A 26,082-nucleotide genomic window follows, 5' to 3' on the forward strand; every position below is an offset into this window, starting at 1 on the left:
AATTCTAATCTAATAGTTTGTTTTAACTTTTTAAAAGATGCATTACATCTGCAGGTTTAGCGCCTTCGTGCACCAGGGCCATCAATGCTTTGGTCATACCGGCCGGGTTAGCGTGCTGGATAACGTTACGGCCATACACAATACCTTTAACACCTTGCTGCATCAGGCCGTAGGTACGGTCCATAATTTCCTGGTCGCTGGCTTTACCGCCGCCGCGTACCAATACCGGGATATTTCCGGCGATTGCCACAATGCGGTGATATTGGTTAACATCGTCGGTTGGGTCGGCTTTAATAATATCGGCACCCAACTCAACACCTTGCCTTACCAACGGGATTATCTTTTCCGGATCACCGTTTACCATGTAACCACCAGCCTCGGTATTTGGGCGAAAAACCAATGGCTCGATCATTAGCGGCATGGCATATTGCTCGCAAACCGGTTTTATTTTAAGGATGTTTTGGATACACTGGTCTGCCACCTCGGGCTCGCCGGGAATACTGAACAGGTTTACCACCACGCAAGTTGCATCTAAGCGTAAAGCCTGCTCAACCGGGTTCTCAATCATGCGGCTAAACAGCGCGCGTGGCAGGTCCTTGCCGTATACATTGGCAACATCTGTACGTAGTACCAACGATGGTTTATGGCGGCCGGGTATCGACTGTAAGTATTGTGCCTGGCCCACTGTTAGCTGTATAGCATCGGGGGCGGCATCAACCAAAACATCAACTGCCTTCTGTATATTTTCTATGCCGTTTAAAAACGCGTATTCGTTAAAAAAGCCGTGGTCTATAGCTACGTCAAAACAGTTGCCCGATTTGCCGTTAAATAATCTATTTAATCTGTATGTTTTCATTACCGGTAAATTGTGTATTAGTTGTTGTTGATATATTAATTTATTGTTGTTCTAATGCTTTGTCTGCCAACACGATATCCATTAGACCGCCGCGCGAAATACTTTTGTAAGATATGGTACTTTCTTTATAGTTAACACCATTTAATTTGATGGATTTAATATAAATGCCCAAAGGTATATTTTTGGTGACATTGATAACAAACTTCCTGCCGTTATCCATATTAATCACGGCCTGTTTAAATAACGGGGTACCCAACTGGTAGTTATCAGATACGGGGTCGACCGGGTAAAAGCCCAGTGCCGAAAACACGTACCAGGCGCTCATTTGCCCCGAATCGTCATTGCCGCTTAAGCCCCCGGGGCCATCGGTATATTCTTCCTCACGGATCCGGGCCACTACCTGCTGCGTCTTCCACGGGGAATTGGTAAAGTTATACATGTAAGGTGTTTGGTGCCCCGGTTCGTTACCATGCCAGTATTCGTCTTTTATAAAAATACTGTCCAGCGCGCTCTCCAATTTATTTTTGCCACCCATTAATTTGGTAAGCCCGGCAACATCCTGCGGCACATAAAAAGTGTACTGTCTTGGGGTGCCTTCGGTTATGTAGGGTGTTTTCCTGTCGGGATAAAAAGGCGAGATCCACGTACCATCTGCATGTTTGGCACGGGCCAGGCCGGTAACGGTATCAATTACGTTTTTATAATTTTTTGATCTTTTGATGAGTTGGTCATAATCAGCCTTATGGCCTAATGATTTAGCCAGCATTGCTAACGCATAATCATCGTATGCATACTCTAACGTCCGCGATACCTGCTCGCCTCTATGCGGCGCATTGTTTACCGGGTCTTCCAACGGGATATATCCATATTTCATGTACGAGTCTAACGCCCGGCGGCCTTTGCCTTCTTCATAATCAGCCTTTGGCGCAACTTCAAAAGCGTTTTGGCGCAGTAAACGGTAAGCCTCTTTTACGTCATAACCGGCAATCCCTTTTAAATAGGCCGACGCGATAAACGGCGCGCCGTGGTCGCCTATCATGGCGCTGGTATAGCTGTTCCAGATGGGGAATATCGGCATCCAGTCACCCTGCTGCCCTTTTAGTATTAACGAGTGTACGATGTTGCTTACCAGCTTAGGCTGTAAGATTTCTAACAATGGCAGCTCGGCCCGGTAAATATCCCACATGGACATATCGCAGTAATAGTTTTTGCCCGGTGCCACTTTAGCAATCTGGTATTGATGCGCAAAGACCGGGTAAGTGCCTTCGACATCATTATATAATCGTGGTGCCTGCAAGCTATGGAATAGCGCGGTGTAAAAAACATGCTTGTTCTTTTCTTCGGCATCGGTTACCTGGATCTTATTTAAAGCTTTTTCCCACGCCGCAGCAGCTTTGGCCCGTACGCCGTTAAAATCCCAGCCGGGTATTTCGGTTTCTAAATTTTTTCTTGCTGCCGCGATGCTGGTAAATGATGTACCTATTTTTATCCGTAATACATCCCCCTTTGCCACTTTAAAACCGAGGTAGGCACCGATGTCTTTTTGATTGACAATGCTATCCGCAGTAAAATGATTGCCACCCATAAACACGCCGCCATTAGCAGCGACCCGCTCAACTTTCATCACAAAATATCCGCTGAAACCGGCAGGCTTGCCACTACCTACATAAATGCGATACGCAGGATTATTTCCCGAGATCTCATTAGCTGAACGGTTAACATAGATATGCGCTTTACCTTTATCGCTATTTGGGGTAACAAGTAAGTAAAGGCTATCGTCCCTGCTTGCGGTAAACTGCATTATACCGCAACGTGCGGTGGCGGTAATCTCGGTTATTAACTGGTTATCGGTGAATTTGGTTCGATAATAATCTGGCCGGGTAATTTCGTCAGCATGCGAAAAAGCTGCTGATACTTCGGCATTAGCAGTAACCAATTTACCGGTGATTGGCATTATGGTAACACTGCCGTAATCGGGCACGCACGAACCGCTTAACCAGTGTGTCCCGCGGAAACCGCTCATCATCTTGTCCTGGTAGATATAGGGCGGTACGCATTTGGTTTCTAACCGCTGGGTTTGCGGTGTCCATTGCGTCATGCCAAACGGTATGCCTACACCCGGAATGGTATTGGCCCGCTGCTCGGTACCGGCCCCGTGTTTGCCTGCCGATAGGGTAGTGCTTGGTGCCGTGCCAACATATGGGTCGACATATTTAAGCAGCGCTTTATTTTGGGCACGAGTATTGCTTACAACTGTAAGGAATAAAAAAGCACCAAGCAATCTTTTCATCTGAATTGAATGTTATTTATAGTATGATGGCACTAAGGGGATTGCACCGGGTTTATAAAAACCAAACATATAAAAGTTATCTTGTATATACAAGTTGTTTATTAAACTTTTTAAAACCTTGTTCACAGTGTTTTAAGCTAACATTTACTATATTTGTAGTTACACCATGCCTAAATCTATGAGTAAAAAAGAAGTAATCCACCTATATAAAAAAGTAATCGAGGACCTGCGGGCCGCCATTGAAGATGGCGAGTATAAGACCGGCGACTTACTGCCTTCGGAAAATGAGCTTTGCAGATCATACGATACTACCAGGGTTACTATCAGGCAGGCGCTGTCGGCGCTGGCCAATATGGGTTATATTATTCGCAAGCATGGCAAAGGCAGTATCGTTTCGCAGCCAAAATCAGGTTTAGGAATCCTTTCGTTGAGCGGTGTAACAGCCGGTATTGGTACACAAAAGCTAACTACATCCATCCTGCAAAAACCGGTTAAGCAAGACTGGCCCGCCGATTTCTTTTTCGCGATAGATGACAGCGAAAGCAAAAACGGCTGCATTTTCTTTTCGAGGTTAAGGCATATTGATGAAACGCCGGTTTTGTACGAGGAGACCTATATCACTAATGTTGACCTACCTCGTTTTTCATCAAGGAATTTAGAGAACCGTTCGCTATTTAAAATACTGAAGGAGTTTTACAACGTAGAAGTAACCGACGGCGAGCAAAAGATCTGGGCTATCCATGCCGATAAAAACATCAGCGCGTTGCTTAATATCAAAACATCGCACCCGGTGGTACACATGAAACGCCGGTTGCAGACCAATAATAAAGATGTGAGGATCTACTCGTCGTTATTTTGTAACACCGAAGAGAATTTCCTGCGGGATACTTTTTAATCCAACTGGTCTATCCGTATAGCATCCATGCCTGCAGCAATTGCAGATTGCACACCAGGATCGCCATCCTCAAACACCAGGCAGTCTTTAGGGTCAATACCCAGTTTTTCGGCGGCAGCTAAAAACGGGTCGGGAAATGGTTTACCGCGTGGCGTTTCACCAGCGCAGACCAGCGTTTCAACCAGTTCGGCAATACCTAATACCTTTAATGTTTTTTCTACTGCATCCCTTGTACCACCAGAAACTACTGCTATCCTTACTTTACCCACATGTGCCTTTAAATGATCAACCACGTGGTCAACAGGCAATAGCTTATTAATATATTCATCATGGTATAACTTCAGCCTGATCTCGGCAAATTCATCGGGATCGAAATCTGTATTGTATCGTTTGTTGATCTCTTTAACCACAGCAGGCACCGGCAGGCCGGCAAATTCATCAATGATCTCGCCGGTAATAGTTATGCCCTTATCTTTAGCTATCTGTATATAAGTTAAAGCATGCACCGGCATGTTATCGGCAAGGGTGCCATCACAATCGTAAAGAAAAGCTTTATAATGCCCGGCGCTGCGCTGCACCAGTTGTTGATATTTAGACAAACTGTTTTCCATAGGCCGCTAAATTAAAAAAATAGCCCACGGGTTTTGTAAGTTGCCTTTACAAAAGGAATTAATAGGATTGTCCATCTTTAAAGCCTTTTATCTATTTTTAGCCTACATATTTTGCGATAGAATTGTAGCTGTCAATTACGGTTAATATGCAATGGAAAGACGGTAAGATTATCGGTTACAGGATCACATCGCCGCAGGCAAAAAAAGTAAAAGTTAAAATAAACGGAACTATAAAACAAGTCATGTCCGTTAAAGGGTAGCAATGGAAAAACGAAAATTTTGGTGGGCGATTTTAATAATGATGGCGCTATGTACCATCACTTATTCCAACCATTTTCAAAACGATTTTCATTTTGACGATTCGCATACCATTCAAAACAATGTTTATATCCGCAATATCCATAACATCCCGCTGTTTTTTACTGATGGCAGTACCAGCAGCACCTTACCACAAAACCAATCGTACCGGCCGGTTGTAACCACATCGCTGGCTATTGATTACTGGCTGGGCGGCGATTACTATTTGTTCTTTTTTCATTTTGATACTTTTCTGCTGTTCCTGTTGCAAGGGTTGCTGATGGTTTGGTTTTTCAGGAAGATCTTTAATCTAACAGCACCTGATTTAAAATTCAACACCTATGTTGCCCTTATTGGAGTCACATTTTACTTGCTGCACCCGGCTATAGCAGAGACAGTGAATTATGTTATCGCCCGATCCGATCTGCAATCTACGCTGGCCGTTGTAGCTGCATTTGTGCTGTATCAGCATTCAAAACGATGGAATAGATTTTATCTATATCTTACCCCTATAATTATAGGCACGCTGGCAAAGCCAACGGCTATTATGTTTGCGCCGCTATTGTTTTTCTACGTTATGTTTTTCGAGGAGCAATTAGGCCTTGCAAATATTTTTAATAAGCGATTGTTTAACGTTATAAAAAAAACGTTACCTGCATTTATCTGCTGCGGTTTCCTTTACTGGCTACAAGGGCACCTTACCCCTAATACCTGGCAGCCAGGCGGCACATCGCCGTTGCAATATTTAATTACGCAGCCATTTGTAATAGCTCACTATTTCCAGATGTTTTTTTGGCCGAATGGATTAAGTGCAGATTCAGATTGGGGGCTTATAACAGGTATGGCCGACTGGCGCTTCATCACCGGCTCGGCATTTATTTTGGTGATGCTGGTGATAGCGTTCTTTACTTCACGTAAAAAAGAACTAAGGCCTATAAGCTTTGGGATACTCTGGTTCTTTTTAGCATTGCTGCCCACCTCAAGCATTATCCCATTAGCCGAGGTGCTTAACGACCACCGGATGTTCTTCCCGTTTGTGGGTCTTTTAATCAGCATAAGCTGGACTGTTGCCTTGCTCATTAAAAGCTATCTGCCCAAATTTAAAATTGCCCTTTCAATTATGTTAGGTGTTATTCTTACCATTAGCGCTTATGCAACCTGGCAACGTAACGAGGTTTGGTATAACGAGGAAACGTTATGGCATGATGTCACCATAAAAAGCCCCAATAATGGCCGTGGCTTAATGAACTACGGCCTTAGCAAAATGGCAGCTGGCGATTATGCTACCGCAGATATTTATTATACCCGTGCGTTAAAGCTCCTGCCAAGCTACTTTAGCCTGTATGTTAACCTCGGCATTTTAAAAGCGGCTACCGGGCAGCCTGCGTTAGCTGAAAGCTATTTTAAAATGGGCCAAGCCTATGGCAGTAATTATCCCGACGCTTATATTTATTATGCCCGGTTTTTAAACCAACAGCACCGATATCCCGAAGCAATAACAAATCTACAGCGAGCAATAGCCTTATCATTCGGGAACATTTACGCGCGGACGCTCTTGATGGAAGCGTATCAAAATACAGAGAATTGGGCCGAGCTTAAAGCCCTCGCGTTAGCAACCCGACAACTTGCGCCGGATAATACAGAAACACAAAAATACCTGCAGGCAGCAGAGGTCAGGAAAAGCAAAACAGATAGCGAAGCAGCGCAAATTAAAGCATCGCCTACGGCAGAAAAATATCTGGCGTTAAGTCTATCTTATTATAGCGCCGAACGCTACCAGCAATGTGTTGATGCCTGTATGGAAGCTATCAAACTAAAACCAAACTTCCCCGAAGCTTACAATAATATTTGCGCCGCTTATAATCGGTTAGGGCGGTGGGCCAAGGCTATTGAATTTGGGAAGATGGGTTTACACCTTAATCCCAATAATCAATTATTAAAGAATAATTTGGCTGAGGCGTATAAGCATCGTTAAACAAAAAAGCCACCCCATTTACACAGGGCAGCCTTTCACTATTAGCTGATTATTTACTATTTAATAATTTCAGTAACCTTCATTGGGGTTTCAACTATTTTACCGTTTTCAACCGAAACAAAGTAAGGCTTGTTGATCTCGTCTATCGATACCACTTTTACCGGCTTTTCATTCTCAAACAATATAGCCGACCCATCGTCGCAGGCATAGCCTGGGTTAAGTTTACCGGTTAATATAGCGTCCCGGTATAGTGGGCGGCGGGTTTGCTCCTTCAACCAATGCGGCGACTGGCTATAAGGCAAAAATCCCAACCCGGCGCAAATAGATAGTTTTTGCGGCCTTGAATCTGTAGTACCACCCTGGAACCAGCAGATAGAACCTGCACTGCCGCCACCTAATACAATGCCTTTATTATAAGCTTTCCGCAATATGGTATCAATGCCGTGGGTCTTCCATTCGGCTATGGCATTAAGTGTACTGCCACCGCCAACTATTATGGCATCCATACTTAACAGTACGTCTTCAAAACTTTTTGTTTGGCGATAGCTGCTTACGTAAAGTATTTGTACAAATGGCTGCATCTCCAGATCCTCGCAGTTTTGGTACCAGGTGGCAATGTTTACCGGGTTATCACCGCTTGGGGTTGGCATAAAACAAATACGCGGGTTTTTCTTTTTGGTAAGCGCCATTACATATTTAATAAACGGCTTACCATAGTTACCGCCCGATGCAAAAATGGTGCGTACGGCGGCGGTCTGCGCGTTACCGGCAAATGCGGCGGTAAGCAATAGTAATATAACGGTTAGTTTTTTCATGATCGTGTGGGATTAGGGATTAACGGCTTACTTTACAATTTCTGTAACCGGCAAAAGCTTTTCGCTCAGCTTGCCATTTACCATAGATAAAAAGTAGGTATGGTTCATCGTATCCAGTGATACCGACTTAACATACTTCTCGTTCTCAAACAACACGGCCGCAAAATCCTCAACCGCGTAACCGGCGTTTAATTTCCCGGTTGATATGGCATCGCGGTAAAGCGGACGTCGCAATAACTCCCTGCGCCAGTGCGGGCTATGGCTGTAAGGCAAAAATCCTAACCCGTCGCAAAGCGATAGTTTTACCGGGCGCGAATCCGTAGTACCGCCTTGGAACCAGCAGATAGAACCTGCACTGCCGCCGGCCAGTACAATACCTTTGTTGTAGCATTTTCTTAATACCGTATCAACGCCCTGGGCTTTCCAGATGGCAATCATATTCATGGTATTGCCGCCACCCATAATGATGGCGTCCATACTTAATAATTTTTGGTCGAACGTTTCCTGGTCGGGAGCAGAGTTCAGGAATACTTTTTGAACGTAAGGCCGCATAGGTAACGCGCGGCAGGAATCATACCAGGCAATGATCTTGGCAATGTTATCGCCGCCTGCCGATCCCATAAAGCATATTTTGGGATTCTTCTTTTTGGTGAGTTTTATCACATACTTAATGTACGGGATAGAAAAGTTACCGCCGGTGGCCAATATAGTGCGGGTTGGCGCGGCAGCAGTTTTTGCCTGGCTATAGCCCTCAAAGCATACGGCAAGCAGTAAAACGACAGCAAATAATTTTTTCATGATTTTTTGTTAAAAGGTTCATATTATATAATTATCAGGTACAATTATTAGTTGCGAGTAGGCATCTTCAATATCATATAATCACTACCTTTCAATGAGGTTTTATTATCGCGATTTGTCAGATATTAGCAAAGCGCGGCCTAACAAAAGCGAAACCGAAAAAAATTTCGGCCTCGCCTTGTCATTCACAACACTTATTTAAACACTTACTTTTCAATTAGCTTCACGTCAACATGCGACGGAAACTGCGGGGTAAAATATACTTTGTTGGTAGCCTTTTGGAAATCGGCTTCGTTAGCTTTATAAATATTTACAAACTTTTGCGGGTTACGGTCATTTAACGGGAACCAGGTGCTTTGTACCTGTATCATTATCCGGTGGCCCTTCAAAAACGTGTGGTTGATGTCCTCAACATCCCATTTAAGCTCGGCTACTTTGCCGGGTACCATTGGCACTGTCTTTTCAAATCCGTTTCTGAATTTGGCACGCATTATCTCACCGCGTACCATCATCTGGAAACCACCCATCGGGATGGCCGGGTTTAGTGCCGCGTTGTTAGGCGCATCATCCGGATAAACATCAATAACCTTTACCACAAAATCGGCATCGGTGCCTGTTGTAGATACAAATAGGTCGGCATTAACATTACCGGCAATGGTTACATCCTTATCCAGTACATCAGTTTGATAAACCAATACATCGGGGCGGGTAGATGCAAAACGCTGATCTTCTACCATAAATTCGCTCCCGCGGATAACACGAACTTCGGCAGTATACGGTACCGGTTTAGCCGGATCGCTCAGGTACGAATCAAACATCTGCTTATTTGCCTTTGGCGCGGTAAACGCTAATTTACCACCGGGTTGCATGTATAATGCGCCTTGTTTGGCTTCGGCAGGTGGCCATTTACTGTATTTATGCCAGGTGTTTGATCCTGTCTCGAATACATACGCCTTTGGCAATTGCGGATCTGGTGCATCTTTAAGATAATGCATAAAGAACGGAAACTCTATGTTTTCGCGATAGAACAACCCTGTTTTAGATCCTAACTGGATATTACCGATGGTCTCGCCATCGCCGCGCGAAAAAGCGCCATGGTACCATGGGCCCATTACCAGTGTATTCAGATCCTTATGCCCGCCCTTTTCTATGGCTGCAAAAGTTTTTAAAGGGCCGTATGGATCCTCCTGGTCAAAGAAACCACCAACGGTCATCACAGCCGGGCCAATATTTTTTAAGTGAGGCTCGGGTGTTCGGCTTTTCCAATACTCGTCATAGGTATCATGATATTGCATTTCGTCCCAAAGGGGATTAGTATGGTGCAGTATCCGCTCGTTAAAATTCTTTAGCGGCCCCATTTTTAAAAAGAAGTTATAGCCATCCTGCGTATTATAGGCAGAGAAACCACGAGCGCCCATTGGCGATGGTTTAGGCCGTGGAACACCAAAACCCGAGATAAAGGCAAACGTTCCCATCTCCTGGAAAACACCGTTGTGATGGCGGTCATCGCCCATAAACCAGTTGGTAACCGGTGCCTGCGGCGACACTGCCTTTAATGCAGGGTGCGCTTCGATAGCCGTCATGGTTGTATAAAAGCCGGGAGCCGAGATACCCCAGGTGCCTACTTTGCCGTTGTTAAGGGGCAGATTTTTTGTCATCCAGTCTATAGCATCATAGGTGTCCGAGCTTTCGTCAAAATCGGTCGGCGTTTTCTTAACCTTATAAGGGCGGGTTGCAACAAAGTCACCTTCAGACATAAACTTGCCACGTACATCCTGGTAAGCAAAAATAAAGCCTTCGCGCGCAAAGATCATAGACGGGCCTAAAGATGTTTTAAAAGCATCGGGCCCGTAAGGCGCGCAGCCATAAGGCGTACGATCTAACATGATGGGATAACTCCTCGTATCGTCCTTAGGCATATAAATACAGGTGTAAAGCTTAACCCCGTCACGCATAGGTATCATCACCTCCATTTTTTTATATTTTTTGCGGATATAGGCCGAATCTTCTTTGTTAACCATCCTTCCGGGTGCCGCCGCAGCAGCGCCGGCTGGGGGAGTCGCGACACGGCCACCACGTTGCGCCATTAATGGCGTGGTGGTTAAACCCAGTATTGCAGTGAGCAATACCAGGTTTAATTTTATTACGCTCGTTGTTGTTGAGCGGTTAAAGTCCTTCTTCATAATTGTTGAGTTTTATATGAAACGATCTTATTTATAACCGGGGTGCATTTTTTTCAGGTATGCGTCCATTACTTTTATCAGCTCGCTAGTGGTATAATTACGGTAGCTGTGGCCGCCGCGGTCGCCGTAGGTAATGGTACCGCCGTAATACGGGTTCGTGGTTGTCACCAGGAAATCTTCCATATGGTATACACCAAAGTTAAGGAAGAAATCGTCATAACGGCCGGCAATGATATTGAGCTTGCCCACCAGCTTGGGCCCTACTGTCGCCCAGTTTTTTTGCAGGTAAACACGCATATCCCAATTATCTATCCAGTACTGCGCTACCGACTTGTCCATAGCACCGGTATTTTTATCAAATAAAGGCTTAAAGTAACCATCTGGACCAATAGGGCCAAAAACCGAACTCCAGATATCCAACTGCCCCCCTGAACGGCCTTTAGTTCCGTTTACTACCTCCATGGTATTACGCTGCTCTGAGGTTAAACGTGCGTCGCCGGTTATATAAAACCGGGTATTAATGGTAGGTACTTTATAATATTCGTGGATCTTATAAAAAGCATTTACATCCTCATAAACATTAATGCCTTCTACGTTATGGAAATCCAACGGATCGGGTGAGTATGACCAGGTGCCTCCGTAAAAATCAGGGTATAAACATTGCAACGCAAAAGATTCCCAACCACCTGTTGAGCCACCGGTTAGCAAACGTGCCCAGCCTTCAGGAATAACACGGAATTGTTTTTCGATAAGTGGGACCAATTCTTCATGTATCGCATCGGCATAAGGGCCGTTGTTTGGGGTATTTACTGCGTACGAATCATCAAAATATGGCGATGGATGTTGTATAGTTATCCCTATAAATTCAGGGAAATCGGCAGATGTCCAATCCTTATAAAATTCATTCTTTGGGTCGTCTTTAAACCTGAACGGCGGGGCGGTAGAGAAATGTCCTTCCGCATAAATAGACGGATACTTCTTTTCAGGATGCTCGCCATAACCTTTTGGCAAAAGTATAGTAGCTCCAATAAAAATGGGATGCCCCCAAAATGCGGTGAGCTTGGCACTCTGGATCTTGATATGCTTAACCCACTTGGTATCCTCCATTGGCGGTATAGGTGGGATCTCCTTATCAGCTACCAAACTAATAACCGGATTGGCGGTTTTGCTGATAGTAATTTTCATTACTTTACTGATTAGATTTCCCGGGGACCTGGTCCATTGCTGGCCCTCCCACTGGTCCATGTGCATCCAAAGCGTGTGGCCGTCTGACCGTTTAAACTCGGTGTATTTGCTCAATACCGCCTGCGCGTAATAAGTACCCGGCGGGATATCTTTCATAGGGCTTGGATAACCTAATACCTTGCTATCAACTGTTACCGGTGTTGATGGCTTAAGATCGGTTACATCCACACCAAATAAATATGGCCCGTAACGCCCTACCTGCAAGCGCGGCTCGGTAGTATCCTTGTTGGCAATTATCAAAAACATACGGCCGGTAATGGCTGCTTTGCTGGTGCCCGGCGCGAATGAAAGTTTAAAAGATGGGATTTTGCCGGCGGCAGCTTTGTGCTGCGCGCTGGCATTAAATAATCCTCCGCTTATAAATAGCAATGCTATTAAAAACTTATTTTTCATTTTTTTAATGTTAGTGTATGTTAACTATTGCGGGTTTTTAGCATCCCATTGTACTTCGGCAAAAGGTCTTATCAATTGTACATATACCAAAGACGTTGGCAGATCATTAGGCAAAGTACTCAGCAAGTCGTACCTGCGCATATCAAACCAGCGATGGCCCTCGTAAAATAATGAATACCTCCGTTGGTTCAGCATTTCGGTTATCAATGCTGCCTGGTTACCTATTACAGCCGGTTTTGCAACAGCTAATTTAGGTAATCCGGCACCAGTTCTAACAGCATCTAATGCTGTTACTGCCAGGGCTAAACTGGCCGGCGTGTTTATTTGTATCTGGGCCTCAGCGTATATTAATATCAATTCTTCGTTACGCATAATTGATACCGGGGCAATGTTTGAAGGGTACATATAAACATCATAACTGCCAACTAAACCACTAAATGAGCGATCTGAGGTTCTTTTTGCAACTTTGGCAGTTGGGCCTGTAATCACGCGCGTATCATTGGGCTCAGCGTCTGTAACAAATTTGGCCTGTGCCACAACAGGGCTTGCGATATCGTTCTTAATTTTATAAGAGGCATTGGTTAAATCGCCTGATGTAGTTGAATATGTAAAAACCGGCCCGGTTGTTAAGGGTCCTGTTAAGTTTAAAAATGAGCTGTTTATTGCTGTAAGTGCGCCGGTCCAGTCTTTTTGATAAAGAGCAGTTTCCGCGGCTACGGCCCGGTTAAACTTTTTAAAATCAGAAGGGATTGCAAACCCGGCCCAGCCGCTTGTCATAGTAAAGGCAAATGGAATAGTACCAGCGGCGTCTAATTGTGTCGCACCAAGGTCAAGCAAGCGTTTTATTTCTGTAAGGCCCGCTTCGTAGGTTACAAATGGCCCCGGTTTAAGTAAATCGCCGGGTGCGCTCAAATCGCTAAAGCTTATACGGATACCATTCTTGTACTGCATGTTAATGTTTTTAAGCATTGTCCAGGCCTGTATAGTATTAGCGAAACCCCGTATACCATTCTTTTGAGGTTCGGTAATGAAGGTTGAGTTGGTTGCCGATCTTTGAAAGATCTCTGCACGGCGGCGCGTTTGCGAAAAATCATTATACGATGCATTAAACCCGGTGTTATTGTTAAATCCACCGTTAGTGGTACCTAATAATTCGGTAACCCAGGTAACCTCAGTCGAGCTAAGATTATAAACCTCTCTTCCTATTGACCCAGCCACTAACCGCAAGTTAGGGAATCCGTTACGCATAGCCGATTGAACGCCAATACCTAATTGATTAAGCTGTGAAGCGTTAGCATTGGTCAATACAGATTCGACCGAAGGTGAGTTAGGGTCAACAACCTCCTTGTTTTCAAACACGCTGCAAGCCTGCATGCCCAATAAGGCTACAAGTACGAGGGTTGATTTTATTTTAAAGTGTTTCATATTTCTAATTTTTTATAGTTAAATTAAAATCCAACTGCTAAATGAAAAAATATCCGTTTACTGCTTGGGTATGAAGCATTATCAACACTGGCACCCACCGATTGGTTACCAAAATTGGACGCTTCAGGATTGTAACCCAGGTATTTTGTCCAGGTGATAAGGTTAGTTGCCGAGGTGCCTATACGTACGCTTTGAACATTGTTACCGAACGTGTTAAGTAAAAAGCTTTTAGGTATAGTATAGTATAACGATACTTCGCGTAACCTGAAATAACTTGCATCCTGAATATATTCGCGGGCAACAACATTAGGGTTACTTGGCTGCCTGGCTTTACCATTTGGCACACCCGGTAGTCCCCATAGGTTATCACTCTTGCTCCAATCTATTGTAGTACCACCTACGTCCTGCTGTTTGCGGGTAAGGTTGGAGTTAAAGTTACCGTAGCTTCTGTGGATCAGGAATGAAAGATCGAAGCTTTTAAAGAAAGTAAATGAATTCTGCCATGATGCCTGGTATTTTGGCTGTGCATCTTCATACTGTGTTGCTTGTGCTACACCATCAGCATCTACAATGTTTGGTGTACCATACCATGCGGTTGGCGAAGACCCTAATCTTAACTGGTTACGTCCGTAAATACTGAAACCGCTACCTACGATGGTATTAGGGATATTAAGCTTGATCATTTTAGAACGGTTATACCAGAACAGCAAAGTAGTGTTCCATACAAAATTTTGTAGTTTAACAGGTGTACCATTTAAGGCCCACTCCATACCTTTGTTTTGCATATCGCCTACCGGGTAGGCATTAAATTGCGTAACACCAGTTGACGGGGCTATAACGTATGGGTTTAACAGATCATACGTAGTCTTATTATAGTAGGTAACTTCGAGTGTTAACCTGTTGTTAAAAAAACCTATATCAATACCACCTTCAATTTCTTGCGCGGTTTCGGGTTTAAGATTAGCATTACCTACGGTTGTCGGCGTAACTGTACCTAACTTACCATCAATAATAGTGGTGCCCAGGGGGGTGTAAGCTGTACCAAAAGTGGGTTCGCCACCTGTGCGGCCAAAAGCTAAGCGCAACTTAAATTGACTTATCGGCTCAACTTTCCAAAAATCGAATTTGGTTAAATTAACCGCGGCTGATGCTCTTGGAAAGGCATATAATTTGTCATAATTAAGCCCGTTAAGCGTTGATTTATCAAAACGGATGCCTACAGTACCTACTACCTTATCTTCCCAGTTAAATTCCTGCTGAGCAACAAAGCCAACGTCGGTCCAACTTTGAAAAGTTTCGCTTGAGCTTCTAACCGTAGCATTATTTGGATTTTGTTGTTTAGGCAGCAAACCCTCGCCTTGTACCCAGCTGAAATCGTTTTTAGTAGATAGCTTGGTCATACCTATCTGCGAAGTCATATCAACAGTTTTCAGCAGTTTCCAGGTATCGATCAAAAAGCCCTGGTAGTTAGTATTAAAACTCCTGTTTTTTGAGAATCGTGACGCGCCCGGGTTAGAAAGTGACCTTTGCGATTGCAAATCCTCAGGCATGTATACTTCCGATTCGCTCAATACAAAATCTAAACCACCTGAAAAAGTGAACTTCAAGGTATGTTCTGGCTTCCTGATCAAATACAAATTTGTGCCAAACGATTGTATAAGCCTGTTAGTACTCTCGGTATCTATAGCCCTATCTGCTATAGCTATAGGGCTATCGGCAGTATATCTCGAGTCGGGATATACGCCGTCTACCGGTAATAACTGCGCATAGTTAGGCGTGTAAGCTATTGTGTAAGGGATAGAAACACCACGGTTATCATTACCGCTAAAACTACGCTGGTTACCTGTATTCAGGTAATTGGTACCGATAGAGAAACTCCAAAATTTGGTTAGATTTTCATCCAAATTCAATTTAACAGAACGGCGCTGAAAGCCGGTTTTCTTTTGAATACCTGTTTCGTCATTTAAGCCCGCCGATAAAAAATACTTTGTTTTTTCATTCCCGCCCATAACACTTAAACTGGTGTTACTTACATGGCCGATATTGCCATAAATTATTTTTTCATAATCATGCAGCTGGCCCGCCGCGGTGGCCGTTTTCCATAAATTTATTTGTGTTTGTTCGTTTGTAGGCATTGCAGCGTTGCCGTCTGCATAATGGGTGCCATTGCCAAAAATGTAATCAAATTTAGTTTGACCGGCCGGCCCCAGCGGGTCAAGACTCCAATTTTCTGAACCTAAGAATCGTGTCGCTGAAGCAAACCCAACATCCTGGCTAAAGTTTGCCCTGGTTTTACCGGCTTTGCCTTTTTTTGTGGTGATGATTATTACCCCAGCGTTAGCGCGTGTACCATAAATAGCGCCTGCGCTTGGGCCTTTTAACACCTCGATAGATTCTATATCGGCCGGGTTAATATCCGATAGGCGGTTAGTTGCCTGATCCTGGTTAGCACCCGCGCCAGAGAATGGCCCTGCACCTGCACCGGTAGCAAACTGCGAGTTATTTACAAACACACCATCTATAACATACAATGGCTCTGAAGTACCAATAATTGATGATATACCTCTTAATTTAACAGAGATACCACCACCAGGAGCCCCACTGTTGGCTGTAATATTAGCCCCAACCAATTTACCACTCATGGCCCCATCAATAGTAACCGGAGGTGTTGACCCTGTTAGTGCCTGCGCCGATAAACGTGATACCGCGTTTGCCGAATTACTTCTTTTTACACTGGTTGCCAAACCGGTAACTACCACCTCGTTTAATGATGATTCATCAAGTTCTAACACAATGGTAACCGGCGATGTGATCTTAGCGATTGAAACTTCTTTGGGTTTGTAACCTATAAAAGAAACAACCAAAACTCCTGCATCGGGTGCATCAATTTCAAATTCGCCGTTTACATTGGTAATTGTACCAAATTTGGTTCCTTTTATCATTACTGATGATCCCGGTAGTGGTTGGCCCTTTTCATCAAGCACCTTTCCTTTTATTGTTTTCTGGATAGGCTGGCTTATTACGGGCTCGTCGTTTTTTGCGGTTACAACAATTGTTTTATTCTCTATTGTATAAGTAAACGGCTGGCCTTTCAGGCATTGATTTAAGGCATCGGTAACGCTTTTATTCTCTATATGTACTGATACCGGCTTAGCCATTTTTATCTCGTTATATTTATAGAGAAAGAAATAGCCGCTTTGTTTTTCAATTGTTTTTAAGGCTTTTTCTAAAGTGATGTTTTCGCCGGAGAAACTTACTCTTTGAGAGTATACTTTGGCGCTTAATTGCAGGCATGAAATTGTGATAATAAATACAGTTAATTTCATAATAATTAACACTTTGGGGGAAAAGAGCCATAGTTTACTATGGTCTTTACGAAGAAAATTTAATTGCATATCTTTGCAAGGTTTGAGTGAATAATTTGATTCTGTCAGGGATCTTTTAGCTAACTCTTATTTATAGTCCGGGGGTGTTGGTAGCACTTCCGGATTTTTTTATAATTAGCTGTGAAGTTGGTTTCATAGCTGTTTCTTCATATTTCTTTTTGGTTAGGGGGTTAACAATCTGTTAATTTAATTAGGGTAATACAATTATCTTTTTATCCTGGATCTTAAAATGCACGTTAGCCAGTTCTAACAGGTGCAACGCCTGTACAATATTTTCGCCGCGGCCAATGGTGCCTACAAACTCATCTTCCTTTACCCGGCCATCATACACTACATCAACATCATACCATCGCGATAGCTGCCTCATTATATATTTAATGCCTACCCGGTTAAACTTAAAGTAACCGTTCTTCCAGGCCATTGCCTCATCAATCGAAGCAACACTTACTTTCAGGTCGCCGGCTTTGTTAATAGCCGATTGCTCTCCCGGTTTTAATATCCCCGACTCTTTATCACCTGTTACCTTTACCGAGCCTTCTAACAAGGTTGTTTTAATAACATCTTCATCCGCATAAGCCATTACGTTAAAGTGCGTGCCCAATACCTCAATAGTTTGGCTGCCTGCTTTTACGTGAAATGGTTTAGTTTTATCTTTTGCAACTTCAAAGTATGCCTCGCCGGTTACACTCACGTTACGCTCATTACCTACAAAAGCTGTAGGGTATGTAATTGACGATGCCGAATTAAGCCAAACATCTGTACCATCTGGCAATGTTAACTTGTACTGGCCGCCGCGGGGCGTTGTCATGGTATTAAATAATACCTTTTCGGGCTCGGTATCTGTTTTGTTATATACCAGTTGCCCGTTAGCCATTTTAACTATATTGGCATTACCCTGTTGCGCCAATGTACCTTCCTTTGCATCGTTCAACACTATTGTTGAGCCATCCTGCAAGGTTAGGATGGCCTTGTTACTACCCGGTGTTATATTAGTTTTTGCAGGTATATTCTTTACAACTGCAACACCTACTTTAATGGAGCTATGATAGCTGTAGATAGCCAGCGCCCCAATAAACACCACCGCGATCCCGCCTATAAGCTTTATCAAAAGTGACCCGGACTTTTTGAGCTGAGCTTCTTCTTCCTCATGCTCATCGGCTATATTATCCAGGATGCTGTTAAAAATTACATCGAACTTCGGTTTTGATTGCAGATTTTGCTCAAAATCGCCTACCGGGTATTCATTTAACTTCGCAGCTATATTCTCGCGTAAAGTATCCTCGTTATCGTCGGTCCTAAAATGTGCAAGTAAGAATTTAACCTCCTGCTCTGTACATTCATTGTTTACGTACCGCTGAAAGATCTCCTTAAGCTGTTGTTCCTCTTCCAATTTTGGTTGTGTTTACAGCTAATACGCTCTTGCGGCGTTTTACATCTGCTCTGTTGTGCAAAAAATATAAATATTTTTTCGCAACGTTATTTTTCAGGAAAGTTTAGGCAGATATATTGAGAGGTAGCAGCTAATAATGTTAGCTGATATTGGTTGACAGCAGGAAATATTTCCTAACCACTCTTGATGCTTTAACGATATGCTCATTAACTGTTGATATAGATACGCCAAGCAACCGGCTTACCTCTTCGTAACTTTTCCCTTCTATCTTACATAATACATAAACCTGTTTACGTTTAGGCGGCAGCTGTTCAATTGCCTTGGCCAAAACGTAGTTACCTTCTTTATAATATATATGTTGTTCGATAGGGGATGTCGAGGGAGTGACTACAGAAACCAGGTAGGTTTCCATTTTTTTATTAATAGCCGCCTTACGGAAGAAATCGTAAGCCAAATTTTCGGCAATTTTAAATAAATATGCTTTAAATGACTTGTCGAGATCAATATTTTCTTTGCCGATCCATATTTTTACAAACAATTCTTGCAATAATTCTTCGGCAACGTCGCCAGATTTTACCATTTTAAATAAATTACCGTAAATTCTGACCTTATAATTATGATACAACTGCTCAAACGCCCGTTTATCGCCAATTTTTAGCAACTTTATCAGTTCATTTTCAGTTAATATTAAATAATTATCAGAAACTTTTGTCATTTTGGCAATTATCTTGAACCAAATATACTAAATAGTAAATTTAATTTCATTATTGTCAAATAATTTGGCACATAAATGCAAAATATTTCGATATGTACTTATTTTTTTATCAAATATTTGATTGGAAATGATTTAAAAGGCTAAAATTATCAATATAATAATTTTAGCACATCATTTCACGTGTATTTTTTACACCAACGCTTAGATTTTAGTTGTTAAAACACTTATTTAGCTCGCTTTTTTTTAAAAGAAGGGATGGTAGTTCCGCTTGCCAACGATGCAATCAACAATTAATAGCCGATAAACCTTACCGCCTCTCCTTATCATATATTAATTACCAACCAACTGCGGCATCTTAAAATGCACGCGGTTTTTCTTCGCGCAGCTTTTTTGCAGCCTCGCAGGTAAGTTTTAAATAGAAGTCGGATGGCTCGTCAAATATGGATACTTATATAATGCGCTAAGCTAATTTTTAATCTTAGCAGTAATGTTACCTAAAAGCCGCTATCATCCAACGCGAATATATTTTTGCGCGTCTTCCATTTGCCACGCGTAAAGTCAGGGAACTCCTGCACCGCGTTACCTTCTTTTAATGACTTGGTTGACAACGGCGCTATTACGCTCATGGTCATCGAATCATAAACATCAATAGGCGTTTGTTTTTTCTGTTTAACTGCCAGTATAAACGCGTTAAATACATACCAATCCATACCGCCATGGCCGGCACTGGCTGCATCATTGGCATACTTTTTCCAAAGCGGGTGGTCGTATTTATCCAGCCATTCTTTGGCCGGCTCCCACACATCATGTTGTTTAGTTTGGTGATCGATGTAGATGCTTTGGTTCACATCCATCCAAATGCCCTTGGTACCATCAATCCTAAACCCTAACGAATATGGCCTTGGCAAATGTGTATCATGCGTTAGCAGCACGGTTTCGCCATTAGCGCAATTGATCATGGTTTGGGTGATATCTCCATTCTTATAATTAAGCTTTGATGCCGCACTGCCCGGCGACACTTCATTGGCATAAGCCGCCAATCCACGGGCCTTAGAACTGAAAGATGACATGCTTGTAAACCTGTTGCCGCGATTAATATCAATATAATTCATTACCGGGCCGGCACCGTGGGTTGGGTACAGGTCGCCGTCCTGGTCTATATTAAACTGGGTGCGCCATTGCGCCTCGCTGCTGGCCTCGGGGCCGTATTTAGCACCATCGGTAAACAGCACGTCGCGCAGATTGTGCTGGTAGCCGCCTTCCACGTGCAGTAATTCGCCAAAAACACCATTACGCACCATATTTAAAGTAGCCATTACATCGCGGCGGTAGCATACATTCTCTAATGTCATGTAAGGGATGCCCGTTTTTTCGGATGTGTTAACAATATCCCAGTGCTCCTGCACTGTCAGGCCGGCAATAACCTCGCAGCCTACATATTTACCGGCTTTCATGGCATCAATAGACTGTGGATAATGAAACTGCCACGGAGTAGCTATTATCACCGCGTCGATATCCTTACGGTCCAATAGTTTTTTATAGGCGTCCAGCCCGCCGGTGTATTCGGTAGCCGCGGTGCGGCCTTTTTTGGCTATGAACTCGCGGCAGCGTTTTAGTGAACTTTCCTGGGTATCGCATATAGCCACTATCTCTACATCATTACGCAGCGTAGCTTCAGATATATGGCTCATGCCCCGGGCTCCTACGCCTATATAGCCTAATCTAACTTTATCTGCCACACCGGCAAAAAGGCTGCCAGAAGGTAAAATGGTTAAGCCGGCTGCAGCTATTGCCCCGGCTGCTATAAATTCTCTACGTTCCATTGGTTTATTGTTTTGAAGAAACTAATGTAGCAAATATGAAAGAGAAAACGATTAAGCCTAATAAGCAAAACATAGCGGCATATTAACGCTGTTTGTTTCACGCGTGTGTGAAACAAATGAAACACGTGAAACAAGATTTAGATCTAAAGCATTGTAAAATAACTACTTACAAAAAAGCAGTGAAACAAAATGAAACAAGATTTTTAGATAATTAATTGACAATTAGCCTATTGTGAAAATAACAATTGTTTAAACATTGAAACAGGACCGCTGACGATCTGACCAGCTATTTGCTATATATCCTCTAAAAGAGCAATTTACATGCATTACCTCCCAGTTAAGGTACGCCATATAGTTTAGTGTGTCTACAATCCCTGTGGTTTGGAAAAAAGTTAACAAAAAAACCTGGTTTGCTACCAAACCAGGTTTATGAGAAAATATCAAAGCGCATTATAACCGCACCTCTATAATTTGTGGCATTTTATTAGGACGCTTTTGCCAACACCAACATTTTGGTCACTTCCTTAGGTGCTTCTTTTCTACGCGCTTTGCGGTCGGTATCGGCGTATTTTAAACGTAGTTTCTTTATCATTTCAAAGCTAAAAGCATCATCAATAGGCAGATGGTACTGGCATACTGTTTTTGCATGCAAAGCCAACCTATCAGCCGGAACCGTCAGGTTTTCGTGGTTAATATGGGTAAGGCCAGTCTGGCGGTCGGTATCAAATATTACAAACGTATCAATTTGTTTTCCTTTATTATCAGTATATACAACTGAGGCGTTTTGATGGTAGTATTGCATAATAATTAGTTTATAAATTAAGCAGCTTGTTTTAAACGGAATTGCTGCAACTCTTCTAATAACATTTCCCGTAATTCGATGTCTGACGCCTTTAATAATATGGCGGTTGTGATATCTATATTTTCCATAACAAATTGGTGTGATGTCTTAATAAATACCAAAACTGTGCCATTGGCCCTTTTTTGCCTAAAAACCGCGCTTACGCCCTTTTTACGTACATTTTTATAGACAATAACCTAAGTTGCGGGTGGACACTCAATAACAAACGCGAGGAGTGATTTGCTTTAACAGTTGTTTCATGAAAATGTGAAACAAACGGAACAAGGGATTCAACCCAACTGTTTTAATATCAGCTGATTGAAAATATCTGATGAAACAAAATGAAATAAAACGCCTGGTTTAAATTTTATTCCTGTCGAGCGTTAGTTTTACAGGGAGGCTTTGGGTGCCGGTTATAAATATCACATAAATTATAACAGGCAGCCGGTCGTACGCATCCTGCATGTTTTTGACGATGAAGTACCCGGCAGTAGCTTTATCACTTTTAAAGCTTATTTTATTATCACTGTCGGGCGTGCCGCTATCAGGCGCATACAGCACTGGTTTTGCTTTAGGCGATCTACGTAAACTTATCTCGCTGGCGCCAATATAACCGTTAGCCAGTTTGAGGGTGATAGTTTGGCCCTTTATTTTACCGCTATAATTGGCTGTTTCATAGGCTTTTTGAGCAATACTACATAGCGGTATAGTTAAAAAGAAAAGTAGTGCAATTTTAAATATCATGAGTATGCTGGTGTTACTAACAACTAATGTAGGGGGATGATGTTTTACTGTCTATACAATTACTGCAACATCCCCGTTGTTCGCAGTCTCCGACTTCGAACAACGGGGATGAAATAAAATCTACTGTTTGGAATCTCTCTGCTCAAATTCGCCTATTCAAGATCATGGGTGGTGACGAAACTTTCCCCCATTTGGACCACATCGTTTAATGTAAAAACACTCCCCTGTTTAAAAGCACTTTGGCAGACATTGAAACCCTGCCTGATACACGTATTCCTGCTGCCCGGGGTACCGTGGTGATCCGGATTAGTAAAATCATTATCTCCCATACTGTAAAAAGCATTAAAAGCCGCGTCGATATCAGTAGGTTTAAACCGCTGATTTCTGTAAAACATATACGCGCCAGCCAGGTAGTCAGCAAATAGTTCATTTTGCTTGGTGGGTAGATGAAGTCCGTATTTCCTGGCCACGGTGTGTGCAAACTCATGAGCCAGGATTATGGGTATGTTGGTTCCGCCTTTACTTTTTTTCATTTGCGTTCGATGTAAGCCTACACCAAAACACACGGTGCCATCAACCGATTCAGCATCTTTAACCGTTTGGGGAGTTGAATACGCATTGTTTCCTTCACTATCATCGTAGAAGAAAAAAGCGGGCTTAACCAAAAACGACGCAGATAAAAAACGCAATTCTTCCAAGGTGACCCGATCTATTTCCGGGTCGTCCATAGAACGATATAAAGTGCCCATTTCGGTTATAGTGCCCGTTAATGAGCATCCTTTGAAAGATTGGAACATGCTTTGCGCAGGAAGCAATGAAAGGGCTAAAATTACAATTAAAGGTTTCATGTGATGTGATGTGTTTAAGTATACATAAAAGTAAAACAATTGATTTTAATTTGCAAGGCAAATCAGCTGTTTGTCAGCACATTATCATATATTCCATCTCCTGCCCGCAATTGCTAAATCTTCATTACCACACACAGCAAAAGTCCGGGAAATAATAACAGGATTCAAATTTAAATATGATACAACTTGCGGTAGCGATTCAAATGAAGATCACGAATAAGTTTTAAAAATCAGGGGCAAAACATAAGGCCCCGGAAAATTCCCAGGGCCTTATCACTCCTATCTTGTCAACTTATTTAATACCCAATTTTACCTAACCCGGGCTCATCTTTTTCAATTGAACTATCAAAAGGGTTCCTGGCCGATGGCTCTGACAGGTTTGTGCCGGCAGGCGACTCGTCCAGGCTATCTTCGCTTACGGGCAGGTTTGAGCGCGTGGTTGCACCGCGGTCATAAAATCTGTCCACATCAAAATAATCGTGGTCATAAAAACCATTACGGTCGTAAGCCAGCGTAGTGCCCGTCCCTTCAAACACATGCCTTATGGCCAGTTCCATTTGCGGGGTAACTTCGTTATGCACATAACCCGGCAATAAAACCAACTGGTTGGCAGTGGCGGGCACTATAACTACATCACCGTCAAACGCAGGATTGTACAAACCGTCGTTCCCTTCGTAAAAAACAGGCGTGGGGCTGGTAGTATCTATCACCGTCGCATCTACAACTGTAGCGCCACCTACCGTATCATTCTCGGTACCGGCAACTTCTTCGCTTATATTATTACTGCCGCTATATAGTTTAGCTATACCTATCGGGATCAGTACATCTTTACCATCGGTAACGTTAATCTCGCTGTCTTCCAAACTAACTATCAGGTAACGCACCTTACGCGATTGCGGGTCGAACAACATATCTGCCACTTCGCCAATTTTTACGCCCTGTTCGGTTTTTACATCCCAGTTTTTTATGTTCGGCTCGCCGTCAACTATTTCGTAATCACTGCCGCTTAATTCCTGCAGGTGATCGTTTTTATATTCATTGTTATTGCTGTCAAAACTCATCTTCTTAATATTTAAGATTATTCCTCTATTAATTATTTACTATCCGGAAAAGCAACTATCTGCACATTACGGTTTTGTTGCCTGCCGCCGGCTGTCTCATTACTGGCTACCGGTTTGCTTTCGCCAAAGGTGTGTAACGATATTTTGTCGCCATCAATACCATTAGCTACCAGCCAATCTTTAACCGTTTTTGCGCGCCAGCCGCCAAGATCGGCGTTATGCTCGCCGGTACCGGTCGAATCGGTATTGCCATAAATAGCTATAGGCGCGTCTTTAAAGCGTTTGTTTAATGATGCCGCTATCTGCTTCAATTTAGCATCAGCGCTTCCCTGCAAGTTGTTTTGATCTGTAGCGAACAGGATATTTTCGCCCAGCGTATAAATAGTATACTTATCTGTACCACTCAAAACAATATCCTTGTCGGTTATATCAGGGTCGGTAATTACCGGGCTGTTAAAGTCCACGCTGTTCCAGTCGGGCTTGGTAACGGCAATCGTTTTGGTAGAATCGGTAGTGCTTACTACGGTAGTTTTGCTGTTACATCCCCTAAGCAGGAAAAATAAAATAAGGATAGCGAAGATCGCCAGCAAAAGCCAGATCCACCACGGACTTGAGTTTTTGGGTTGAACATCTAATTGTGCCATGTTGTGTGTTTGTTTTAAATAGATTAATGGTTAATGCGATAAAAATGCATACCTGTTTTGGAAAACAAATTTCGCGACAGGGTGAATAGAAAAGCAACGGGGATAAAAAATGTTTTATAAATTAAGTTTTTAATTTATAGGATTAAGGAAAGTGAAAATGCAATATTGTACAATATTGTGTATTTTTGTGTATGTCAACAAACGATATAGAGGTTAAACTCTAACAAATCAAACCGGTACTCGCTGAAAAATTCCATGTAAGCGAGATCGGCTATTTTGGCTCGTATGTTAATGGCAGCCAAACAGCCGACAGCGACCTGGATTTGGTTGTTGAATTTTCACAACCTGTCGGGTGGTCGTTTTTTACATTAGAAAGCTTTTTGGAGCAAGCCCTGGGCTTACGTATTGACCTTGTTGCCAAAAGCGCTTTAAAAACTCGAATTAAAGAATCTATCCTTTGCCAGGTTAAATACATTGAAACCGTCTGAACGAGATCCTATTCTTTATTTGGAAGACATAGTTCTTTCCATGCAACGCGTGCAGGAATATATAGCACCGTTTGACTTTCACGGATTTAAAAGAGATTATAAAACAGTTGATGCAGTGATCCGTAATTTTGAAATCATCGGAGAGGCGTCAAAGAATTTACCAACACCAATTAAAGATGCAAATACCCACATACCCTGGGAAGAAATGTATCGCTTAAGAAATCGTATTAGTCATGAATATTTTGGCATCGACTACGAAATTATTTGGAACATTGTAACGGAACATTTACTCAAAATTTAAATGATATAGCAGAGCTATTAGCTGTTGAGCGATCAAAAGAAAATAGAATTTCATGACT

At 42.8% G+C, this 26,082-nt stretch carries 21 protein-coding genes; 4 read left to right on the plus strand and 17 right to left on the minus strand.

Annotation, left to right across the window (positions count from 1 at the left end; all coding sequences use genetic code 11):
- Positions 1-22: 22 nt before the first annotated feature.
- The gene (locus tag ABIB50_RS09240; RefSeq protein ID WP_429379185.1) at positions 23-856 is read right to left on the minus strand and encodes a class I fructose-bisphosphate aldolase; all 834 of its coding nucleotides are present in this window, start codon (positions 854-856) and stop codon (positions 23-25) included.
- 40 nt (positions 857-896) lie between these two features.
- The gene (locus ABIB50_RS09245; protein WP_429379187.1) at positions 897-3,146 is read right to left on the minus strand and encodes a GH92 family glycosyl hydrolase; all 2,250 of its coding nucleotides are present in this window, start codon (positions 3,144-3,146) and stop codon (positions 897-899) included.
- A 178-nt stretch (positions 3,147-3,324) separates the two neighbouring features.
- On the opposite strand from ABIB50_RS09245, the gene ABIB50_RS09250 reads away from it, so the two are divergent.
- Positions 3,325-4,041, plus strand: coding sequence for a GntR family transcriptional regulator (locus ABIB50_RS09250; RefSeq protein ID WP_429379189.1), 717 nt, complete (start codon positions 3,325-3,327; stop codon positions 4,039-4,041).
- On the opposite strand, the gene ABIB50_RS09255 is transcribed toward ABIB50_RS09250, so the two are convergent.
- Complete coding sequence (locus tag ABIB50_RS09255) at positions 4,038-4,652, minus strand: HAD family hydrolase (protein WP_429379191.1); 615 nt, start codon at positions 4,650-4,652, stop codon at positions 4,038-4,040. The genes ABIB50_RS09250 and ABIB50_RS09255 overlap by 4 nt on opposite strands.
- Positions 4,653-4,914: 262 nt before the next feature.
- On the opposite strand from ABIB50_RS09255, the gene ABIB50_RS09260 reads away from it, so the two are divergent.
- Positions 4,915-6,924: a tetratricopeptide repeat protein gene (locus ABIB50_RS09260; RefSeq protein ID WP_429379193.1), complete on the plus strand. Its 2,010-nt coding sequence runs from the start codon at positions 4,915-4,917 to the stop codon at positions 6,922-6,924.
- A 56-nt stretch (positions 6,925-6,980) separates the two neighbouring features.
- On the opposite strand, the gene ABIB50_RS09265 is transcribed toward ABIB50_RS09260, so the two are convergent.
- The 14 genes from ABIB50_RS09265 to ABIB50_RS09330 all read right to left on the minus strand — a co-directional run bounded on the left by ABIB50_RS09265 (position 6,981) and on the right by ABIB50_RS09330 (position 25,235).
- A complete protein-coding gene (locus tag ABIB50_RS09265; protein ID WP_429379195.1) occupies positions 6,981-7,739 on the minus strand; it encodes a Type 1 glutamine amidotransferase-like domain-containing protein in 759 nt (252 codons plus the stop codon).
- Positions 7,740-7,766: 27 nt separating this feature from the next.
- Entirely contained in the window at positions 7,767-8,537 is a 771-nt protein-coding gene (locus ABIB50_RS09270) for a Type 1 glutamine amidotransferase-like domain-containing protein (RefSeq protein ID WP_429379197.1), read from the minus strand.
- Between the two features lie 206 nt (positions 8,538-8,743).
- Entirely contained in the window at positions 8,744-10,720 is a 1,977-nt protein-coding gene (locus ABIB50_RS09275) for a CocE/NonD family hydrolase (RefSeq protein WP_429379199.1), read from the minus strand.
- A gap of 27 nt (positions 10,721-10,747) precedes the next feature.
- Positions 10,748-12,358: an alpha/beta hydrolase-fold protein gene (locus ABIB50_RS09280; RefSeq protein WP_429379201.1), complete on the minus strand. Its 1,611-nt coding sequence runs from the start codon at positions 12,356-12,358 to the stop codon at positions 10,748-10,750.
- A 24-nt stretch (positions 12,359-12,382) separates the two neighbouring features.
- Positions 12,383-13,783 (minus strand): RagB/SusD family nutrient uptake outer membrane protein, encoded by a 1,401-nt coding sequence (locus tag ABIB50_RS09285; RefSeq protein WP_429379203.1) that lies wholly within the window; start codon positions 13,781-13,783, stop codon positions 12,383-12,385.
- Positions 13,784-13,806: 23 nt separating this feature from the next.
- Positions 13,807-17,109, minus strand: a complete 3,303-nt coding sequence (locus tag ABIB50_RS09290) for a SusC/RagA family TonB-linked outer membrane protein (protein WP_429379205.1) — start codon at positions 17,107-17,109, stop codon at positions 13,807-13,809.
- 250 nt (positions 17,110-17,359) lie between these two features.
- Complete coding sequence (locus tag ABIB50_RS09295; protein WP_429379207.1) at positions 17,360-18,559, minus strand: FecR family protein; 1,200 nt, start codon at positions 18,557-18,559, stop codon at positions 17,360-17,362.
- Positions 18,560-18,698: 139 nt separating this feature from the next.
- Positions 18,699-19,274 carry an RNA polymerase sigma factor gene (locus ABIB50_RS09300; protein ID WP_429379209.1) on the minus strand — a complete coding sequence of 192 codons (576 nt, stop codon included), beginning with the start codon at positions 19,272-19,274 and terminating at the stop codon, positions 18,699-18,701.
- A gap of 494 nt (positions 19,275-19,768) precedes the next feature.
- On the minus strand, positions 19,769-21,097 hold the full coding sequence (locus ABIB50_RS09305; protein WP_429379211.1) for a Gfo/Idh/MocA family protein: 1,329 nt from the start codon (positions 21,095-21,097) through the stop codon (positions 19,769-19,771).
- A gap of 484 nt (positions 21,098-21,581) precedes the next feature.
- The gene (locus ABIB50_RS09310) at positions 21,582-21,899 is read right to left on the minus strand and encodes a hypothetical protein (protein WP_429379213.1); all 318 of its coding nucleotides are present in this window, start codon (positions 21,897-21,899) and stop codon (positions 21,582-21,584) included.
- Between the two features lie 399 nt (positions 21,900-22,298).
- Complete coding sequence (locus tag ABIB50_RS09315) at positions 22,299-22,682, minus strand: hypothetical protein (RefSeq protein ID WP_429379215.1); 384 nt, start codon at positions 22,680-22,682, stop codon at positions 22,299-22,301.
- A gap of 152 nt (positions 22,683-22,834) precedes the next feature.
- A complete protein-coding gene (locus tag ABIB50_RS09320; protein WP_429379217.1) occupies positions 22,835-23,530 on the minus strand; it encodes a hypothetical protein in 696 nt (231 codons plus the stop codon).
- Positions 23,531-23,826: 296 nt separating this feature from the next.
- Positions 23,827-24,591, minus strand: coding sequence for a PRC-barrel domain-containing protein (locus ABIB50_RS09325; RefSeq protein WP_429379219.1), 765 nt, complete (start codon positions 24,589-24,591; stop codon positions 23,827-23,829).
- Positions 24,592-24,623: 32 nt separating this feature from the next.
- Positions 24,624-25,235: an OmpA family protein gene (locus tag ABIB50_RS09330; RefSeq protein ID WP_429379221.1), complete on the minus strand. Its 612-nt coding sequence runs from the start codon at positions 25,233-25,235 to the stop codon at positions 24,624-24,626.
- A 227-nt stretch (positions 25,236-25,462) separates the two neighbouring features.
- Between ABIB50_RS09330 and ABIB50_RS09335 the strand changes: the two genes are divergently transcribed.
- Both ABIB50_RS09335 and ABIB50_RS09340 read left to right on the plus strand, forming a co-directional pair.
- Positions 25,463-25,723 carry a nucleotidyltransferase family protein gene (locus ABIB50_RS09335; RefSeq protein WP_429379251.1) on the plus strand — a complete coding sequence of 87 codons (261 nt, stop codon included), beginning with the start codon at positions 25,463-25,465 and terminating at the stop codon, positions 25,721-25,723.
- Positions 25,710-26,024: a HepT-like ribonuclease domain-containing protein gene (locus ABIB50_RS09340; protein WP_429379223.1), complete on the plus strand. Its 315-nt coding sequence runs from the start codon at positions 25,710-25,712 to the stop codon at positions 26,022-26,024. Before ABIB50_RS09335 ends, ABIB50_RS09340 begins: the two co-directional genes overlap by 14 nt.
- Positions 26,025-26,082 lie beyond the last annotated feature (58 nt).

This window comes from Mucilaginibacter sp. UYCu711, assembly GCF_050433825.1.
GTDB lineage: Bacteria > Bacteroidota > Bacteroidia > Sphingobacteriales > Sphingobacteriaceae > Mucilaginibacter.

Bases quoted from the DNA above. Each gene is read 5' to 3' on its own strand.
- ABIB50_RS09305 (WP_429379211.1), bottom strand. From the start codon at position 21,097: ATGGAACGTAGAGAATTTATAGCAGCCGGGGCAATAGCTGCAGCCGGC.
- ABIB50_RS09265 (WP_429379195.1), bottom strand. From the start codon at position 7,739: ATGAAAAAACTAACCGTTATATTACTATTGCTTACCGCCGCATTTGCC.
- ABIB50_RS09270 (WP_429379197.1), bottom strand. From the start codon at position 8,537: ATGAAAAAATTATTTGCTGTCGTTTTACTGCTTGCCGTATGCTTTGAG.
- ABIB50_RS09325 (WP_429379219.1), bottom strand. From the start codon at position 24,591: ATGAGTTTTGACAGCAATAACAATGAATATAAAAACGATCACCTGCAG.
- ABIB50_RS09240 (WP_429379185.1), bottom strand. From the start codon at position 856: ATGAAAACATACAGATTAAATAGATTATTTAACGGCAAATCGGGCAAC.
- ABIB50_RS09300 (WP_429379209.1), bottom strand. From the start codon at position 19,274: ATGACAAAAGTTTCTGATAATTATTTAATATTAACTGAAAATGAACTG.
- ABIB50_RS09250 (WP_429379189.1), top strand. From the start codon at position 3,325: ATGAGTAAAAAAGAAGTAATCCACCTATATAAAAAAGTAATCGAGGAC.
- ABIB50_RS09255 (WP_429379191.1), bottom strand. From the start codon at position 4,652: ATGGAAAACAGTTTGTCTAAATATCAACAACTGGTGCAGCGCAGCGCC.
- ABIB50_RS09260 (WP_429379193.1), top strand. From the start codon at position 4,915: ATGGAAAAACGAAAATTTTGGTGGGCGATTTTAATAATGATGGCGCTA.
- ABIB50_RS09315 (WP_429379215.1), bottom strand. From the start codon at position 22,682: ATGATATTTAAAATTGCACTACTTTTCTTTTTAACTATACCGCTATGT.
- ABIB50_RS09310 (WP_429379213.1), bottom strand. From the start codon at position 21,899: ATGCAATACTACCATCAAAACGCCTCAGTTGTATATACTGATAATAAA.
- ABIB50_RS09285 (WP_429379203.1), bottom strand. From the start codon at position 13,783: ATGAAACACTTTAAAATAAAATCAACCCTCGTACTTGTAGCCTTATTG.
- ABIB50_RS09280 (WP_429379201.1), bottom strand. From the start codon at position 12,358: ATGAAAAATAAGTTTTTAATAGCATTGCTATTTATAAGCGGAGGATTA.
- ABIB50_RS09275 (WP_429379199.1), bottom strand. From the start codon at position 10,720: ATGAAGAAGGACTTTAACCGCTCAACAACAACGAGCGTAATAAAATTA.
- ABIB50_RS09330 (WP_429379221.1), bottom strand. From the start codon at position 25,235: ATGGCACAATTAGATGTTCAACCCAAAAACTCAAGTCCGTGGTGGATC.
- ABIB50_RS09290 (WP_429379205.1), bottom strand. From the start codon at position 17,109: ATGAAATTAACTGTATTTATTATCACAATTTCATGCCTGCAATTAAGC.
- ABIB50_RS09320 (WP_429379217.1), bottom strand. From the start codon at position 23,530: ATGAAACCTTTAATTGTAATTTTAGCCCTTTCATTGCTTCCTGCGCAA.
- ABIB50_RS09245 (WP_429379187.1), bottom strand. From the start codon at position 3,146: ATGAAAAGATTGCTTGGTGCTTTTTTATTCCTTACAGTTGTAAGCAAT.